The sequence below is a fragment of the Clostridium sp. MCC328 genome, assembly GCF_018785465.1.
GTDB lineage: Bacteria > Bacillota > Clostridia > Lachnospirales > Lachnospiraceae > Pilosibacter > Pilosibacter fragilis.
In genome coordinates, this window is the sequence record NZ_WQPW01000046.1 from 1 (window position 1) to 16,687 (window position 16,687).

Below are 16,687 nucleotides of genomic sequence, written 5' to 3' on the forward strand. Positions count from 1 at the left end.
GCACTCGGCATTCCGGTGTTTATGAAGGAAGACCTTGTCCCTATCATAGGGGATGAAAATATGATTCAGGAAATGCCGGAGAAATTCAATAAAGTGTTAGAGGTACAGAGATCATGGCAGAAGTAATCGATGGAATCCTCATTCGTGAGGTGGAAACAAAGAACATCATGACCAAGTCCAGTCTGCCGGTAGGCGGTTACTCGGTCAATCCTTATGTAGGCTGTACACATGCCTGCAAGTATTGCTATGCTTCTTTTATGAAGCGCTTTACCGGACACACGGAGGAATGGGGCACTTTTCTTGATGTGAAGCATTGGCCGGAAATTAAAAATCCGAAGAAATATGCCGGACAGCGTGTGGTCATCGGTTCTGTGACGGATGGCTACAATCCACAGGAAGAGCAATTCGGGAATACCAGAAAACTTCTGGAGCAGCTGATCGGCAGTGACGCAGATATTTTGATCTGCACAAAGTCTGATCTTGTGGTACGGGATATTGATCTGCTGAAGAAGCTTGGACGAGTGACCGTTTCATGGTCGATCAACACACTGGATGAAAATTTCAAGAACGATATGGACTCTGCTTCGAGCATTGAGCGGCGCATCGCTGCTATGAAGCAGGTATATGACGCAGGGATCCGTACAGTCTGTTTCGTATCTCCGGTATTCCCCGGCATCACGGATTTTGAAGCGATCTTTGAGCGGGTAAAGGATCAGTGCGATCTGTTCTGGCTCGAAAATCTCAATCTTCGGGGCGGCTTCAAAAAGACGATCCTGGATTATATCGCCGGAAAATATCCTGACCTTGTACCGCTTTACGATGAGATCTATAACAAGCATAACCGCAGCTGCTTTGAAGCGCTTGAAGTAAAAGCTGAGGAAATGGCTAAGAAGTATGATTGTCCCTTTGTGGATAATGAAATGCCTTATGGAAGAGTCCCGCAGGGACATCCGGTAATCGTGGATTATTTCTATCATGAGGAAATCCGTGGGACAGAAAATACAGGAAAAAGAAATTGTTAAACAGAAATTTATTGCTGCGGTGCATTCGTATTTTGCATCGCTTCAAACGCGCAATTCCAGTTTATCTAGGAGGTGCGATGTAGAATGCGTATGAACAATAGGTACGACGAGATTATCAATCTTCCTCACCACGTCTCCAAGACGCGACCACAGATGCCGATGTCAGATCGAGCAGCGCAGTTCGCACCCTTTGCAGCACTCACCGGATATGACTCCGCCATCAAGGAAACCGGGCGTCTGACCGACGAAAGGATTGAGCTTGACGAGGAAGCTCTGACTGCATTGGACATGAAGTATCAGCTTCTCATGGATGCCTTTGATGACGCGCCGGAAGTCACCATTACCTACTTCCAGCCCGATGAGCGGAAGGCTGGCGGAAAATATGTATCAGCAGTCGGCGCAGTCAAAAAGATCGATGATTTTGAGCGGCGGATCACCATGCAGGACGGCGCGAAGATTCCGATGGATGATGTGCTGTCTATTGAGGGAGAGCTATTCTCAGTGCTTGAGTAATATTGAAAACGGTTTGAAAAAGACGCTATTGAGCGTCTTTTTCTTTTTCGGATACCTGACATTTTTGCTTTATTTGTCCGTATAGAGTGAAGGGGGATTTTACGGGGAGTCTCTGCGAGGGAATACGATTTTAGAGAATAGCAAGCACAGCCGGTGTATATACACACGGCAATTTCCGATTAAGGAAACCCTCCCCTTAATCGAAAAATGCTTGTTGGGATGTCTCCCAAACCCTCTTCCTTTACGAAAGGACGGAACGCCTATGGCAAACAGAACGCGACCAAATCAGATACTCTTCTTCGTTTCCGATGATGAGAAAAGAATCATCAAGGCAAAGATGGCGCAGCTTGGAACAAAGAACATGGGAGCATATCTCCGGAAGATGGCGATTGACGGTTATATCATCAAGGTGGACTATACGCAGCAGAAGAAACTTGCCGCCGCAGTCAGCCGTGTTGCCTCAAACATCAATCAGATTTGCCGCCGCATCAACTCCACCGGACACTTCTATGCGGACGATATTGCAGAGCTGAAAGAAAGGCAGGGTGAGATATGGCAATTACTAAAATCAAGCCAATCCGAGGAACTGTAAATAAAGCTCTCGCCTATATTCTCGACCCGCAGAAGACCGACGATGCCTTCTATGTTTCGTCCTACGGATGTGCTGCAAGCGATGCGGCGGCGAAAGAATTTGAGTGGACGAGAAACCTTGCAGTGCAGCAAGGAATGCAAATGCCGAAGGTACTTGCCCGTCATCTGATTCAGTCCTTTGACATCGGTGAAGTGACGCCGGAAGAGGCTCATGAAGTTGGAAAGCAGCTTGCGGACGAATGGCTCAAGGGCAAGTACGAATATGTGATTGCAACCCACATCGACAAGGGGCATTGCCATAATCACATCATCTTCAATGCCGTGAACTATGTGGACTTCCATGCCTACCGGAGCAACAAGAGAACCTATCGGGAGCTGCGCCAACTCAGTGATGAGATATGCAAGGAACATGGGCTGTCTGTGGTCCCTCCGTCGCAGAACAAGGGCATGGGCTACAAGGAATACACCGAAGCCAAACGCGGCACGAGCTGGAAGCAAAAGCTCAAGCAGACCATCGACCGGCTTGTCATCACAGCAAAGGACTACGATGACTTTCTGCGGCTCATGCAGGAAGCCGGTTATGAAATCAAGACTGGCAAATACATCTCCTTCCGAGCTGAAGGTCAGGAGCGATTTACCCGATCTAAAACCATCGGAGAGAACTACACCGAGGAACGCATCAAGGAGCGGATCGCCGGACGGACGCCCCGAAGAAGCCAAAGGCAGACCATGCCGAATGGCATCTCCCTTATCGGAGATATTCAGGAGCGGATCAGGCTCATCGACAGCAGGGGTTATGAGTATAAAGCCAAGCTCACAATCCTCAAGGAAGCGGCGCGGACGCTCAACTATCTCACGGAAAACAACTTGCTCCAATACGCCGATCTTGAGAAGAAGGTCGAGGACGTTCACAGCTCCTATGACCGCACCGGCAAGGAACTGAAAGGCGTTGAAGCGCGGCTGCGGGAAGTCCAGCCGCTTATCAAGAACATCTCCAACTACCAGCGCCTCAAGCCCGTGTATGATACCTTTCAGAGAGCGAAAGACAAGCCGAGCTTCAAAGCAAAGCACGAAGCCGAGCTTGTGATTTTTGAGGCGGCGCGGAGTACATTGCTTGCCATGCAGGGAGATGAAAAACTGCCGAGCTTGAAGACGCTCCAAGCGGAACAGCAGCGACTTCTTGAAGAGCAGCAACGGCTCTATGATGAACGTGCGAAGCTCAAAAAGGAAGCGCGGATGATCGGCACCTTGAAAGCAAACGTGGATGATTTTCTCAAGCCGAGTGCAGAGCATGACCAAGAACACAGCGTAAAGAATGAATTGGAGTAAATCCGGAGCTGAGACAGTTTATCTGCCTCAGCTTCCTTCACTTTGTGCGTATTATTGACGAGAACTGCAAATAAATTGTGACTTTTCAGCGCGCAGAATTGAAAAATAGCGTATCTTGTGCTATAATTATTTTGAGTCTATATTGCCGGAGGTCATTCTTGAATGGGAGTATCATACAAACGTCTCTGGAAATTATTGATCGACAGGGACATGACAAAGGGCGAACTGAGTACGACTGCACAAATTGCGACAAGCACTGTCTCGCGAATGAGCCGAAATGGGTACGTTTCACTTGAAGTCCTCGAAAAAATATGCAATACACTGAACTGTCAGATAACCGACATTATGGAGTTTACCAGCCAAGAGGTTGATGTACAAAACACTGATGGAACGGAGGAAGATAAATGAAGATCCTATATTCAAATATTCTGCCGATGGGTCTTGAGGATGGGCAGATGAGCGTCGCAGACTGTTTTCGTGAACAGTCAGAACGAGCTTCCTCTATCGAAATTGCAGTGGGCTATGTCTCGAAAGCATCACTCATAGAACTGGATGAAATCATTCGAGCTTCAAATACTCGCAAGGTAATTCTAACGATAGGAATGTACTATGTTGAAGGAATCCCGGAAGCGATCTATCATACTGCAATGGCAATCAACGAGCGTTGGATTAACGATGGCATAGGCGAAATTCGTCTTGTCCGGGCTTTCAAATACCACGGAAAGACTTATGTTTTCTACAATGAGAAAGGCGAGGTTATATCTGTTATCATTGGTTCGGCAAACCTCGGAGTAATTAAACTTGAGGCTTCTAATAGGAGACAATATGAGTTATCTGCAATAACTGAAGATCCGACTGAATGCAATGAGCTTGCCACGCATATTCGTCAGATTCAAAGTCCCTCTTGTTCTGCAAGGATTGACACATTTACGGACCTTACGCTTATCAGAGAGGTCAATACATCACTAACGGGAATTGACCTTGTTGAGCAGATAACAACATCGCAGACGGAGCTGTACAAGAAGCACATGACAGATATATCGTTTATTCTGCCGATCAAAGTTCCTGCGTATGCTGAACGGCACATGGACGATAATCGTCATTACACAAAATCCAATCTAAACGTCAGCTACGCCGCACCTCGAAGTGCGCGAAAATCTCGTGACTGGTACGAAACGCAGTTCACCGTAAATAAAAAGATAACCACACAGGAAGGCTATCCTGAGAAAAATGTTACCTTTGCTGTTGTTACGGACGATGGGTACACATTCAAAGCACATACAACGAGTGATGGTAATAAACAATTCAGCGCGGTCGGTGATGAGCTGATTATGGGACGTTGGATCAAGGGACGGCTCGCCGCAGCAGGACTTGTGACACCTGTAAATGATACACAGGCTGATAGAGATCGGCAGGGTATGATTACAAAGGAAATGCTGTCTGCTTATGGGTGCAACACTCTTGTGCTTACAAAAACAACGCAGAAAATGGAGGAAGAAGACGGCACTTTGCTTGATGTATGGATTTTGTCCTTCGAGGCGGCAAAAGACGAAGGAGATGATGAGTAATGCAGTATCTAAAAACCTATCTTAAAACAATATCAAGCCGTGGGAACGAAAAACTTGCAGAGTCGATTTCGCATACAGCTGAGGATGTCGGGAACCGTTACATCAAGAGTTTTTCATTTTGCAGTCATGAGATTGGACTGCTTTTTGGAAATGTTCAGTCTGGAAAAACAGGTCAGATGTTTGGTATCATGTGCAAAGCTGCTGATTTAGGCTTTCCTGCTTTTGTCCTGTTGACAACTGATAATGTGGTTCTGCAGCAACAAACGCTTGATCGCGTTAAAGCAGACCTTACCGGCTTTTGTGTTTGCGGTGAGAACGATTCCGGTCTCTTTATCGAAAATAGTTTGCTTCAACCGGCTATTGTTGTCCTCAAAAAGAATTATCGCGTTTTGAAACTGTGGGCTAATGTCTTTGCGTCTACCGGCTTTATGAAGGGAAACCCTCTTTTTATCATTGATGACGAGGCAGATGCAGCTTCTCTCAACACGCTTGTAAATAGGAATAAGCAATCGTCAATTAACAAATATCTTGACGCTATCAAAAACGGAGCATCGAGCAGTATTTACTTGCAGGTAACAGGTACTCCTCAAGCAATTCTTTTGCAGACTATGGCATCGGGCTGGCACCCCTATTTTACCTATTATTTTGAGCCGGGTGAGGCTTATCTTGGTGGAGACTTTTTCTTTCCGAAGAACAAGACGTCCGACTGCATCAAATTTCTCGAAACGGTTAAAAAGCCAGAGCATCAAGTGGTTATACGACATCTTGCTGTTTCCAGTCAGATTCTTGCATCAAGAGGGAAAGTTTCAAACTGCTTAGTCCATCCGAGCGTCCGGCAAGCCGTTCATGGAAAGTATGCAAAAGCGATGACAGACGAATTGCTTTGGTGCAAAGAACATCTTGAAAACGAGTTTAGGGATGAACTCCTGAAAGAATATGACCATCTGCATCCGCAGAGGAAAGAACGAGTCACATTTGATTCTCTTTTTAATGAAGCAAAAGAATTGCTCAATAGCGGCAGCGTCAAAGTCCTCGTTATGAATGGGAAGAACGAAGTGGACAGCACAGAGTATTCATCTGGCTCAAACATCGTTATTGGCGGCAACACCCTTGGTCGCGGGGTAACATTCCCAGCACTCCATACAATATATTACACAAGAACGAGCAAAAAGCCGCAGGCTGACACGATGTGGCAGCATAGTCGAATGTTTGGCTATGACCGTGATCCGGGAATGATGGAGGTCTTTATTGACGAGCCGTTGTACAAACTCTTTGCGGATATTAACGCGACAAACAACTCCATTATCGCCCAAATTGAGCAGGGCGCAGAAAAAATCCGAATCTTCTATCCGGAGGGGCTGAACCCTACTCGCGCAAATGTTCTGGACAAGAAAAAAGTTTTCATGCTTTCTGGTGGAACAAACTATTACCCGTTTGATCCGGATAACACAACCATTGAACAGCTTGATGCCCTTCTTGCGCCTTTCGACGACGCAGAGCCTTCCTATCAAGTTAATCTCCGCTTAATGAAGGAGATTTTCTCTCACATTTCCTCTGCGGAAGACTTCAACGTCAGTAGCTTTGTCTCGATTCTTGACACAATGCTTGCTGAACAGCCGTCTGCTCAAGGTGTTCTTATCGTTCGACGCAACAGAGATGTTGCAAAAGGAACTGGTGCATTGCTGTCTCCGAATGATTGGAGTTTGGGAGCCTCTTTTGAAGATAAAGTTGTTCTCACGATGTACAAGATGACTGGGCGCAAAGGATGGAATGGGCGTCAGCTTTGGGTTCCGAATATCAGGCTTCCTAAAGATGTTGTCTACTATGATGTAGAAGAAGCAGAGGAAGAAGAGAGCTGAATGAAACGACATGGATGATTTAACTCCTGAACAGCGCCGGAAGAATATGCAGGCTATAAAATGCAAAGACACCAGTATTGAGCTGGCATTGCGGAAGGCACTGTGGCACAAAGGCGTTCGATACCGCAAAAATTACAAGCAACTCATCGGGAAACCAGATATTGTCTTGACAAAATACCGCATAGTTATTTTCTGTGATTCTGACTACTGGCACGGTTATGACTGGGAAAATCGAAATAAGCGTATCAAGTCAAATAGAGATTATTGGATTCCAAAGATTGAGCGGAACATGGAGCGCGACAAAGAGGTCTCTGCCGAACTCGAAAGTGATGGTTGGCGGGTAATCCGTCTTTGGGAATGGCAGATTAAGAAACATCTCGCCGAATGTGTCGATATGGTGATGCAAGCAATCTCAGAGCGTTCAGAAATATAAACGGAAGTAGGTGTAGCGTTGTTGATTCACGATGATATAGCATTGAGGCTGCTGTTTGAGCCGTTATCCGATGATGTTGATGAGCTGTATATTGTATCTGCATACGCCACTCCGACAATGCTGTCATGGTACATGAAAAACCTTGATAAACGGACACACTGCCCCATCAAAATATCTTTGATGGTAGGAATGATTCCTTATGACGGAGTGAGTGTCAGCGTTCACGAGGGTTTTATACAACTTTTGCACGACAGCAAGCCGCCTGAGATTTCAAAATTAGAATGCAGCTATATCTATGATAATCCTGCTGTTCATTCTAATGTTTATATCTGGGCAAAAGACGGAATACCTATCTCTGCGTTTATGGGGTCTGCAAACTTTGTTCAGGGATCATTTGTTGGGCATCATAGGCAGGAAGTCATATCTGAATGCGATCCAGCCGAGGCAATGCGCTATTATGAAGAGCTGACAGGGCGAAGCATTTACGCAAATCATGCCGAAGTAGAAGAGTATGTGCTTATTCACCCGACACATCCTGTTTTAGACCGCGAAAATGCACTGCGAGAAGATATTGGACAGACAGAGCATCTCTATAAATCGGTCAAACTAAGCCTTCTGGCAAGAAACGGCGAACCGGGACGGCGTTCTGGGCTAAACTGGGGACAGCGACCTAATAGAAATCCAAACGAAGCGTATATTCATCTTCCGAGGCGTATAGCGAAAAGCGGCTTCTTTCCACTGGAAGAAAGGCATTTCACAGCAATTACCGATGATCGTCACCAACTGATTCTGCGGATTGAACAGCAAAACGATAAAGCAATTACTACTCCGGCACGGAACAGTGATCTAGGAGAATATTTCCGAAATCGTTTAGGGCTTGCAAACGGTGAATACGTTTCTCGTGACGCTCTTGATCACTACGGACGAACCGATGTCACTTTTATTAAATTGGACGAAGAAACATATTATATGGACTTTTCTGTATAAAAACATCGGCATGACCACAAAGTCATGCCGATGTTTTTACTCATCAATATTGGCGGGCATCGAGTCGTATGGAATGCCAGCAAAACTTTTCAATATTGCCTCAAAGATTATCTTCGCGCCACGGCACGGTACGGCCATGCCAATTTGCTTGCGCACACTTTCCTTGTTTCCTTCAAACACAAAATCATCAGGGAAAGTTTGAAGTCTTGCACGTTCTCTGTTAGTCAGCGCACGAGGTTCTGCCCAGTGATAAATGTGTGTTCCTCCGCCCCCGCTCCCAGTAACCGTGTATGCGGGTTTGTTTGGGTCGAGCCTTTTGTAAATCTGGCTGATTTTTGCGCCGGAAATATTCAGCTGCAGATTTTCGGGCAAATCGGCTGTGAATGCGTTTTGCCCCGGTTTAATATACTTCAACCTTTCAACAACAGTTGCAGACTGCTTTGTTGCATCGTTATTAGGGGCATCAGCGGGGATGGGCGGGACTTCGATTGCGGTCTTGCAAGTATTATCGATCTTTGCATACGGAGCGCATGAGGGGATTTTGAACTCGACATCAATGTCATTTCTGATGCCCACAATAATGATTCTGTGCCGAGCCTGCGGAATACCGTAGTTTTCAAACTTATATAGATTTGGATAAAGCTTATATCCAGCTTTGCGCATTTCGTCAAGAATCTTGGTGAATGCCTTGCCATCATTTGCGTTGCGAAGTCCACCTACGTTTTCTGCAAGAAACCACTGTGGTTGATACAGCTTCAACACCTTAACTCCGTAGGAATAAAGAGGACCATAGACTCCATCCATGCCCTTTTGTTCACCGACAACGCTGTAATCATTGCAAGGGAATCCAAATGCAAATGCGTCAATCGGAGACAACTTAGTCAAATCGAATTTTCTGACATCAGCATGGTAAACACTCGACGGAACATCAGGGCAAATATTTCGACGGTATGTTTTGCAAGTGTTCTCATCGTAGTCATTTGCCCAAGCGTGGACGATTTTATATTCTGGGTTTCCTATATCGGCATGAGTTGCACCCCATGCAAGACCTCCAGGTCCGCAAAAGAGTTCTCCTAATTTGAAAATCATTGTCTCTTCCTTCCTTTCGTGAACAAGTCAATCTGTTCTTGGATGTTTTTTCTTTCATCATCAGTAAGCAGATCAGAATTACGGAAAACCTGCTCGTAGGAAGAAAGTGCTTCGTCATCCAGATAGTCCGCCATAATGAACAATTCGATGAGGCTGCAACCATACAGTTTGGATAGAGATCGCAAAACGATTGGACTTGCGCCGGATTGCTTTTTGTCATTCTCTATGCGGCTGAGAACTGAGTTGCTAATTCCGGTTTTCTTTTGGACATCTTTCAAACTCAGTCCATTTTTTTCTCGCTGTTTCTTGAGAAAATCACCTATATTGCTCATACGACCACCTCACCATATTCATTATAGCATATTCGCTGCGAAATTGCAACACTTTTTAGAAAATCGCTGCGGTCTCGCAGCGATTTTACAAAATTGAAAAAATGCGGACACAAAAAAAGAGCCTCTGCCGATACCCAAACCGGGCATCGACAGAGGCTCTTCGTTCGTTTTATTCTCACTCTATCTGCGCTCAATGCTCAACGAACGAGGGTTGATGACCACGACGGGTTTTCCCTGACGCAAGGCGTAGTTGACGGTCTTTCCGGTTCCGCTGGGGCTTCCATCCCAAACCGCGATCAGGACATCCGCATGGTCAACCATATAACGGTTGCGCTTGTCCATGCAGTCGGGCGAGTAATGGGTTTGAATCAGTGTTTCCTTATCACACTTGGACGCAATGTCGAAATACCGATCTCTCAGAGCTTCCGACCACTTTGCAGCTTGACTTTCACACGGGATGGCACTTTCGAGCGTAATTCCCGGATAGGACGCTTTCAGTCCCAGTACGATCTCAGCGGCATACATATCTACACCGATTGCCATTCCGGATATAAAGTGCGTGACGACTTCATTTTCGATGAGATTGATGATTTGCTCCCTGAGAGTTTTTTTGAGGTCTATGCAGCGTTCGTCTTCCTCATTGAAACCAAACGGGAGGTTTTGCGGACGATGCCCGGTAAAAGCACAGGTCTTCATTTTCTTTTTTATCTCCTGACTATGTATTAGAGACTGTTTCTATGTCTCTGATACAGAGTATAGCACGGAGATATGAAATATTCTGTCGAAATAAGGGAAGAAAAAAGGCTGCGTGATAAAATCACACAGCCCATGACGGATTCAGCCATTATCTGCCGTTTCCTGCTGAATCATCAGCTCAACCATCTGCAAAATGCGCTTCTGCGCTTGCGGAGACAACGAAGCAAGTTTCTCCGAGAGTTCAGACGATTTATAGCTTGTCGAATGCTCCAGGACGTCACAGAAAATCGCGTCTGCCGAAACCTCAAGCCCATTGAGAAGAATGATCAATTTCTCACAGCGAGGAAACGACATGCCACGTTCAACCGTAGAAATATAATTTGCAGTCAGCCCGGTCTTTTCCGCAAGCTCTTCTTGCGAGATTCCGAGGCGTTCCCGGCATTGTTTTACTCGTTTACCTATTCGTTTGTCAATCATAGCGCGTACCTACACCTTTTCTATAACGCTTATAACAATTATATGGGTTAGAGGCATAGTTATACAGAAACGCTAATAGTGACGCTGTGTATTAGCGTGTGATTTTCAACGGTATTTACAGAAAAGATACAAAAAAAGAGCCTCTGCCGATACCCAAACCGGGCATCGACAGAGGCTCTTGATTCGTTTTCCGGGCATTCAAACAAGTGCCGAAATCGACACTTATTTCCGCGCTAAAGATGAAACCGCGCAGGGAATACAATCACTTAGGTCGGTCAATTTTCGTAGCTCTGGGGCTTGCTATCACAGGCTTTTTCGACCCCTAACTGTCTACACTGCGATGCCTTGCGGGAGAAGTGCGGACAGGCGATGAGATCCGCACGGAAGCTCTGCTTGCAGCTATGGATGCAGCGGACGCAGAAGCGGTTATACTTCCGGCGTCCGCTGTCCCCGATGAAGAACGACCACTCATGCCGCCATTTCTGACTTCTGCTCATAAGTCAAGCTCTCCTTTGTGCTTTTTGGGAGGGCAGCATTCCTTCTGCTTTTCAGCCTTTGCAGACTTGAGCCTGTCCATGATGGAGGACTTCTCGCCGGTTTCGGGGGCTTTGGCATCAAGGGTCTTGTCCTCCTTCGGACCGTTGTTGATGATCCCGTCAATCATGCCGTAGTCATCCTCCATCGACATCTCCGCTGCCTTGAGGTAGTTTTCCTTCTCAAGAGCTGCCATCCAGCTTTCCTTGCTGATACCGAGCATTCCGCCCTTTGCCGCATGGTCGGCAATCTCCTTGGCATCCACGCACAAGCCCTCGGTGTTATCGGAATAGAGACGGTAAACCTCGCAGCCCTTCTCCAAAGCCTTTTCAGCCGCCTCCTGACCGGCGGGAAGGACGCCAGCCCATGCGTAGCCGTAGTCCTTCATATCCTGAACGGATAGCGTGGGATCGGGCATTTCCGGCACTTCCTTGACCTCAAGGTCGAGAAGGCGGAGCGTGTCATCGTCAAAGCCGTTGTAGACATCATCAAGGACGAGCTTGCCGCGCTCATCGACGATGATGCAAGCCGCCTCATCGCCGTAGGTGTCATGCTCCATCAGGTAAAAGCTGTGACCGCCGACCTCGTGCTGGTCAATAGTGTGCCACGTCCCGATATGACCGGCAACCGTCAGACCGGAGGTGTCGGCGTTCATCTCAAAGTCCTTCTGCTCGGTAGCTTCCTGCTTCTGCTGCTCCTTCGAGATCATGGGGATCGCCACAATCTTATCGCCCAGCTTTGCAAACTGTTCCGGCACTTTGAAGTGGTCAGAGAACTTCTGCATCTGCTCTACGGTCAGAGAACCGAAGCTGTCATCCGTCAAGCCGACTACCATGAATGTTCCGGCAACAACGTCGTAGATGTCACCGTCCTCATCCCGCAGAGCGCGGTTCAGCGGCAGCCCTTCCAGCTTGCCTTCCTCATTACAGACTAAGGCAACAGGGTCTTCGTAGGGATAAATCGCCTCGATGCAGCCGCCGACCTCATGCTGCAAGGACTCCAGACCAGAGTCAATCTCCTTCACATAAGGTTCCTTCCCCGGCTCAACAACGAGAACTGCAATAGTGCTGTCACGCTCGGCGGCTTCTCCTGAGCCGGTGATCCGGTATTCGTCGGGAATATCATCAAGCTCCCCGTCAAACTGCCTGTCCCACCTCTCGCTTGCAACGCGGACATAGCCCTCATCGGTGAAACGTCCCTGCTCATCCATCGCAATGTCGCGCCCATAGCGTTCATAGTCGATGTAGTTTGCCAGAGGACCGAGATCCTTTTCGGAGTAGATACCGGCTTCGTGGGCGTAATAATAGCCGAGGTCGGATTCGTCGTTGATACCGGGCATGATGTCGTAGCAGTCCAGATTGAACGTCAGGTTGATGAGATCGTCGATGTCGCTGACCTCATCGCAGCCAGCCTCCATAATGGCAGCGAGCTTTTCCTGATCGCTCAGGGAAAGCTCGTCAATCAAAGCGGAAAGGTAGTTGAGCTTATCAAGGCTCTCGTACTCGCCAAGCATCTTCTGGACGCCGTAGATCGGACATTCGTAGTCGGTGATAAACCACTCTTCGTAGGGCTGACCGAACTCATCCTGCTTGCCGATCCCGATGCGCTCAAAGACTTTCTGCATCTCTTCCTCGGTGGTGGGCAGCTTCACCCACTCACCGATCAGCATACCCTCGTTGTACTTGCCAAGGTTCGTGACGAAGGCTTCAAAATCACCGTCTAATACGGGCATGGACATCCTCCTTTCAGTCATCCATCATGCCGTCCGGCATGATATACAGTTCCTCAAACTCAGCATCGGTCATGGCTTCGAGCTTCCGGACGGTCTTATACATCAGCTCTGCGATCTCGCCGTCCATGTCGTTCAGGGTGACGCTCTTCATATCGTCGATCAGCCGCTTCCGGCTGGATGTGTTGAAGCAGTACATCAGGTTGATTTCTTCCACGGTAAAGTTTTTCATATCAGAGTTCCATATCCTTTCCTTTTGATTTCTGTGGTTTCGGTGTATGGGGCGGCTGGGCTTTCTGCGCGGATTTCAGTTTGTCGCGGATGGATTTACGGGCTGCGGGCTTCTTCGGGATGGTGTCGTAGATAGCAGTTCCGGCATCCTCCACATAGGAGCGGATATATTGGATGCTTTCAGAAAAGCGGATGGGGCGGTTCTTGTCCTCGATGTTGGTCAGCCGGACTTCATCAGCGGCAAAATCAACCGCGTCAATTCTGCACTTGATTCCGTCCACATTCAGCGTTGCGCCGACAGGAATGTAATCTGCGGCTTTGAGTTCCTTGAAGGTCTCGCCGTCCTTGCTGAGAAAGACATCTGCGCCGGACTTCCAGAGCTTGTGAGAACCGGCTACCCATGCGCTTTCACGGAAGCCGGTCACCGGCATGGAAGGCTTGCCGCGCACCTTCTTCTCAAGGAGTTTTGTTCCGAGAAGCGGCGCGGCTTTTTTTGCATCCTTGCCGTACAGCTCAAAATAGCCGTTCTGGGCAAAGCAGACCAGCGCGTCAGGGTGAGCCTTTTTGATTGCCTCATATTTGCGGAGTTCAGCAACGGGCAGAGGCGCAAGCGCCTCCGTTCTCTCTGCCTCCGGAAGTCTGTCACGGCGGCTTTTCTGCTTAGACAGCACTTCCACCAGAGCATCCGCGTCCTTCGGGAGCGTCTGGTAGGTTTTGACGCCGCCATGCTCACCGACCAGAGCCATTGCTGCATCGAAGCTGCTGCGGCAGGGTGCATCCAGCGCATAGCCGTCTGCGAAGGTCAGCCGGTCATGATCCGGCGCAACCGAGTTCTGCGCCACATTTGCCGCCTGTTCCCGGTAGTTGATCTCAAAGACATCTCCGAAGACCTTGCCGCGCTTAACGGCTTTCGGGACAATGACGCGGGCAACGCACTCGTCGTAGGTCTGTTCCGCGTAAAAGCGAAAGGTATTGTGATCTCGCGTTCCCTGAATAAAGACCTGATTTTCATTGAGGCAGTGCGTCCCATGCGGGCGGCAGAACCACATCAGCGTCTTGTCTTCGGGATTCCGGCTTTCGGCGGCGCGGCGGATGATGCGCTTGTCGATGTCGAAGTCTTCCTTGTAGCTGTCTACATGACTGTCCACGAGCTTCTGCAGCTCCGCAACGATGTCAACGTCTGTGTATTTCTTCATGCGTCTCCTTTCTCACAACTCCATGTCGTGCGTTTTGGATTTGACCGGAGACTTCTTCTCCGGCTGCTGTTTTGCGGCAGCTTTGAGCTGATCGCGGATAGAGGGCTTTTCCTGTTTCTGCTCCTGCCTGACATATTCCAGCGTCGGCATCAGCTCACGGTAACAGCCCTGTGTTTTCCGCGCCGCATGACGGCGATGGATTTTGAACAGCGGCTCACCGTTCTGCGTGACCGTGTTGCCCTCGATCCTGACGCCGTTCCGCGCCAGCAGATTGAAGGAATGATTGGAAGAGCGATAGGACGCCCGCATACCGTCATTGTTATAGGCAATCTGCCCCTTGAGCGTGTCCATGACGGCGGCTTTGATTTCCTTCTCTTCGGCAGTCAGACGGTGTGCCTTCGGTGCTTGCGCTGCTTCCTCCGGCAAGGGAGCAAAGGGAGACTTGACCTCCACGGTTTTTACCTCAATAGAGGCAATTTCATCGTTCTCCCATGCAACGACCTCCGGGTCTCTTTCCTCTGCTTTCTCAGGCATGACTTCCTTTTGAGTTTCGGTCTGCTGTCGGAACGCATCCACGAAAAGTGCCGTCAGTCCGGGATTGGGTTTATCCACAAGGAAGCGGGAGGCATTCTCCGGGCAGACATTAACGCTCTTTGCCCACTCCTTGAGGGGCTGCGGAATGCGCCCGTCAAAGTTTTTCTGCTGAATGGTGTTTGCGAGGACGTACCGGACACGCTCCGGAGAGAACTGCTCAAGGACGCTCTTCACGGCAGCATCCGCATCCAGCCGGTTATCTCCGTAGTTGGAGCTGATCGCCGCTTCAATCGCACTGCGGCATTCCACGTTTGCGGCGAGAGAAGCACGATATGACTCCAGCTCACCGGCTTCATAGGCGTAATTCGCCGTCTCGCGGTAAATGGGGAGATTGCTGTTTTTTTCATTTAGCATTAACACGAAATCCTGATGAGGAATAACATAAATGTCGGACTCAAGCACGCCCAATTCCACACACAACGATTCTGCAACAGAGGAAGCAGAGCTGTCAGGGTCAGGGACAAAACCGTGATCTTTCATGATTAGAGAAGAATCAAAGAGTTGATATGCGAAACCATCTTTGACTGTATTTACCTCGACATATCCTTTGCCTCCAATCTCAAGTGCGACATGAGGTTCAATGTTTCTATTCTGTGATAGCAGTCTCATCTTGGCGTCAATGCCCTCGATCATTTCAGCCGCCGTCTTGCGGATGGTGTCCAGAGAGCTTTTCAGCTCCTTGGTTTCCTTGCCGGATGACCAACCGGCGATGTAACCGAAGGAGTAGTCCGAGGTTTCAATGCCGTACCGTTGGCAGACGGTGTAGGCAACGCTTTCTGCCTCAACCTCCTTGGTGTGCCGATCCTTCTTGTCTTCGGGGGCAGTTTTCTCGTCTGGGTTGACGGCGTGGAGCTTGGCATGAGCAATCTCGTGAATGGCGGTTTTGACCGTCTGGATTTCACTCATGCCCTCCTGAATGGCAATGCGGCTTTCAACCGGCGAGAAGAATCCCTTTGCACCGCCCGGAATGTCCTCAAAGGAAATAGGGACGGGAGATTCCTGCCTGAGCGCGTCGAAGAACGCCTCGTAGTTTTCGACGGTGCCTTTCAGCTCATCGACGATGATGTTCGGAAGCTCCTTGCCGTCCGTCTGTGAGACATCGAAGACACTGACCACCTTGAAGGCAGGACGCAGGACCTCAACCGTTTCCGTGACAGCCTTCCCATCTGCGCCGATCACCGGCTTCTGCGTCAAAGGATCAATCTTCTCACGCTCTTCCTGCGCCTTGTACGGCGCGGGTGCAAGAATCTTGATGCCCTTTTCGCCCTTCATGACCTGACGGTCAAAGTTGCGCTGCCACGAGGTATAACCGGCAACATAGGTTGCCTCCGGCTTCTGCATCGCAATGAGCAGGGTGTTGTTGAAGGAATAGTTGTAGAACTTGGACATCGTGCGGAGATATTCCTTGAACCGCTCGGATTCAAACAGCTCCTTGATGCCCTGTTCCAGCTTGTCCGTAATCTCGCGGACTTGCTGTGCATTTTTGTTTTCAGCCATCTCAAACCTC

Annotated in this window: 18 protein-coding genes and 1 pseudogene; 10 read left to right on the forward strand and 9 right to left on the reverse strand. The window is 48.6% G+C overall.

The window, feature by feature from the left end; all coding sequences use genetic code 11:
- From GPK83_RS08090 to GPK83_RS08135, 10 genes and pseudogenes are all read left to right on the forward strand, one after another.
- Positions 1-126, forward strand: a pseudogene (locus GPK83_RS08090) (radical SAM mobile pair protein A); the annotation flags it as partial.
- Positions 114-1,022, forward strand: coding sequence for a radical SAM mobile pair protein B (locus tag GPK83_RS08095; protein ID WP_215704503.1), 909 nt, complete (start codon positions 114-116; stop codon positions 1,020-1,022). The pseudogene GPK83_RS08090 and the gene GPK83_RS08095, both read left to right, overlap by 13 nt.
- 90 nt (positions 1,023-1,112) lie before the next feature.
- The gene (locus GPK83_RS08100) at positions 1,113-1,535 is read left to right on the forward strand and encodes a YolD-like family protein (RefSeq protein ID WP_215704523.1); all 423 of its coding nucleotides are present in this window, start codon (positions 1,113-1,115) and stop codon (positions 1,533-1,535) included.
- Between the two features lie 262 nt (positions 1,536-1,797).
- Complete coding sequence (mobC, locus tag GPK83_RS08105) at positions 1,798-2,127, forward strand: plasmid mobilization relaxosome protein MobC (RefSeq protein WP_118480153.1); 330 nt, start codon at positions 1,798-1,800, stop codon at positions 2,125-2,127.
- Positions 2,088-3,455 carry a relaxase/mobilization nuclease domain-containing protein gene (locus GPK83_RS08110; RefSeq protein ID WP_215704504.1) on the forward strand — a complete coding sequence of 456 codons (1,368 nt, stop codon included), beginning with the start codon at positions 2,088-2,090 and terminating at the stop codon, positions 3,453-3,455. The genes mobC and GPK83_RS08110 overlap by 40 nt, the downstream gene beginning before the upstream one ends.
- A gap of 162 nt (positions 3,456-3,617) precedes the next feature.
- Positions 3,618-3,863, forward strand: coding sequence for a helix-turn-helix transcriptional regulator (locus GPK83_RS08115; RefSeq protein WP_215704505.1), 246 nt, complete (start codon positions 3,618-3,620; stop codon positions 3,861-3,863).
- Positions 3,860-5,023, forward strand: coding sequence for a restriction endonuclease PLD domain-containing protein (locus GPK83_RS08120; protein ID WP_215704506.1), 1,164 nt, complete (start codon positions 3,860-3,862; stop codon positions 5,021-5,023). The genes GPK83_RS08115 and GPK83_RS08120 overlap by 4 nt, the downstream gene beginning before the upstream one ends.
- Positions 5,023-6,882 carry a Z1 domain-containing protein gene (locus GPK83_RS08125; protein WP_215704507.1) on the forward strand — a complete coding sequence of 620 codons (1,860 nt, stop codon included), beginning with the start codon at positions 5,023-5,025 and terminating at the stop codon, positions 6,880-6,882. Before GPK83_RS08120 ends, GPK83_RS08125 begins: the two co-directional genes overlap by 1 nt.
- A 10-nt stretch (positions 6,883-6,892) precedes the next feature.
- On the forward strand, positions 6,893-7,315 hold the full coding sequence (locus GPK83_RS08130; protein ID WP_215704508.1) for a very short patch repair endonuclease: 423 nt from the start codon (positions 6,893-6,895) through the stop codon (positions 7,313-7,315).
- Positions 7,316-7,336: 21 nt separating this feature from the next.
- Positions 7,337-8,302: a restriction endonuclease PLD domain-containing protein gene (locus tag GPK83_RS08135; protein WP_215704509.1), complete on the forward strand. Its 966-nt coding sequence runs from the start codon at positions 7,337-7,339 to the stop codon at positions 8,300-8,302.
- A gap of 36 nt (positions 8,303-8,338) precedes the next feature.
- Here GPK83_RS08135 and GPK83_RS08140 read toward each other — a convergent pair whose 3' ends face one another.
- From GPK83_RS08140 to GPK83_RS16865, 9 genes are all read right to left on the reverse strand, one after another.
- A complete protein-coding gene (locus GPK83_RS08140) occupies positions 8,339-9,391 on the reverse strand; it encodes a DNA cytosine methyltransferase (RefSeq protein WP_215704510.1) in 1,053 nt (350 codons plus the stop codon).
- On the reverse strand, positions 9,388-9,723 hold the full coding sequence (locus GPK83_RS08145) for a helix-turn-helix transcriptional regulator (protein WP_215704511.1): 336 nt from the start codon (positions 9,721-9,723) through the stop codon (positions 9,388-9,390). The genes GPK83_RS08140 and GPK83_RS08145 overlap by 4 nt, the downstream gene beginning before the upstream one ends.
- 180 nt (positions 9,724-9,903) lie before the next feature.
- Positions 9,904-10,419: an SLOG family protein gene (locus GPK83_RS08150; protein WP_215704512.1), complete on the reverse strand. Its 516-nt coding sequence runs from the start codon at positions 10,417-10,419 to the stop codon at positions 9,904-9,906.
- Positions 10,420-10,560: 141 nt separating this feature from the next.
- Positions 10,561-10,896: a helix-turn-helix transcriptional regulator gene (locus GPK83_RS08155; RefSeq protein WP_008396821.1), complete on the reverse strand. Its 336-nt coding sequence runs from the start codon at positions 10,894-10,896 to the stop codon at positions 10,561-10,563.
- Positions 10,897-11,171: 275 nt separating this feature from the next.
- Complete coding sequence (locus GPK83_RS08160) at positions 11,172-11,393, reverse strand: hypothetical protein (protein WP_215704513.1); 222 nt, start codon at positions 11,391-11,393, stop codon at positions 11,172-11,174.
- Positions 11,390-13,162, reverse strand: a complete 1,773-nt coding sequence (locus tag GPK83_RS08165; RefSeq protein WP_252196277.1) for an antirestriction protein ArdA — start codon at positions 13,160-13,162, stop codon at positions 11,390-11,392. Before GPK83_RS08165 ends, GPK83_RS08160 begins: the two co-directional genes overlap by 4 nt.
- A 13-nt stretch (positions 13,163-13,175) precedes the next feature.
- Positions 13,176-13,391, reverse strand: coding sequence for a transposon-transfer assisting family protein (locus tag GPK83_RS08170; RefSeq protein WP_215704515.1), 216 nt, complete (start codon positions 13,389-13,391; stop codon positions 13,176-13,178).
- 1 nt (position 13,392) lies between these two features.
- Positions 13,393-14,586 carry a DNA mismatch repair protein MutS gene (locus GPK83_RS08175; protein WP_215704516.1) on the reverse strand — a complete coding sequence of 398 codons (1,194 nt, stop codon included), beginning with the start codon at positions 14,584-14,586 and terminating at the stop codon, positions 13,393-13,395.
- A 12-nt stretch (positions 14,587-14,598) separates the two neighbouring features.
- On the reverse strand, positions 14,599-16,677 hold the full coding sequence (locus GPK83_RS16865) for a DUF3849 domain-containing protein (RefSeq protein WP_252196278.1): 2,079 nt from the start codon (positions 16,675-16,677) through the stop codon (positions 14,599-14,601).
- Positions 16,678-16,687: the final 10 nt, after the last annotated feature.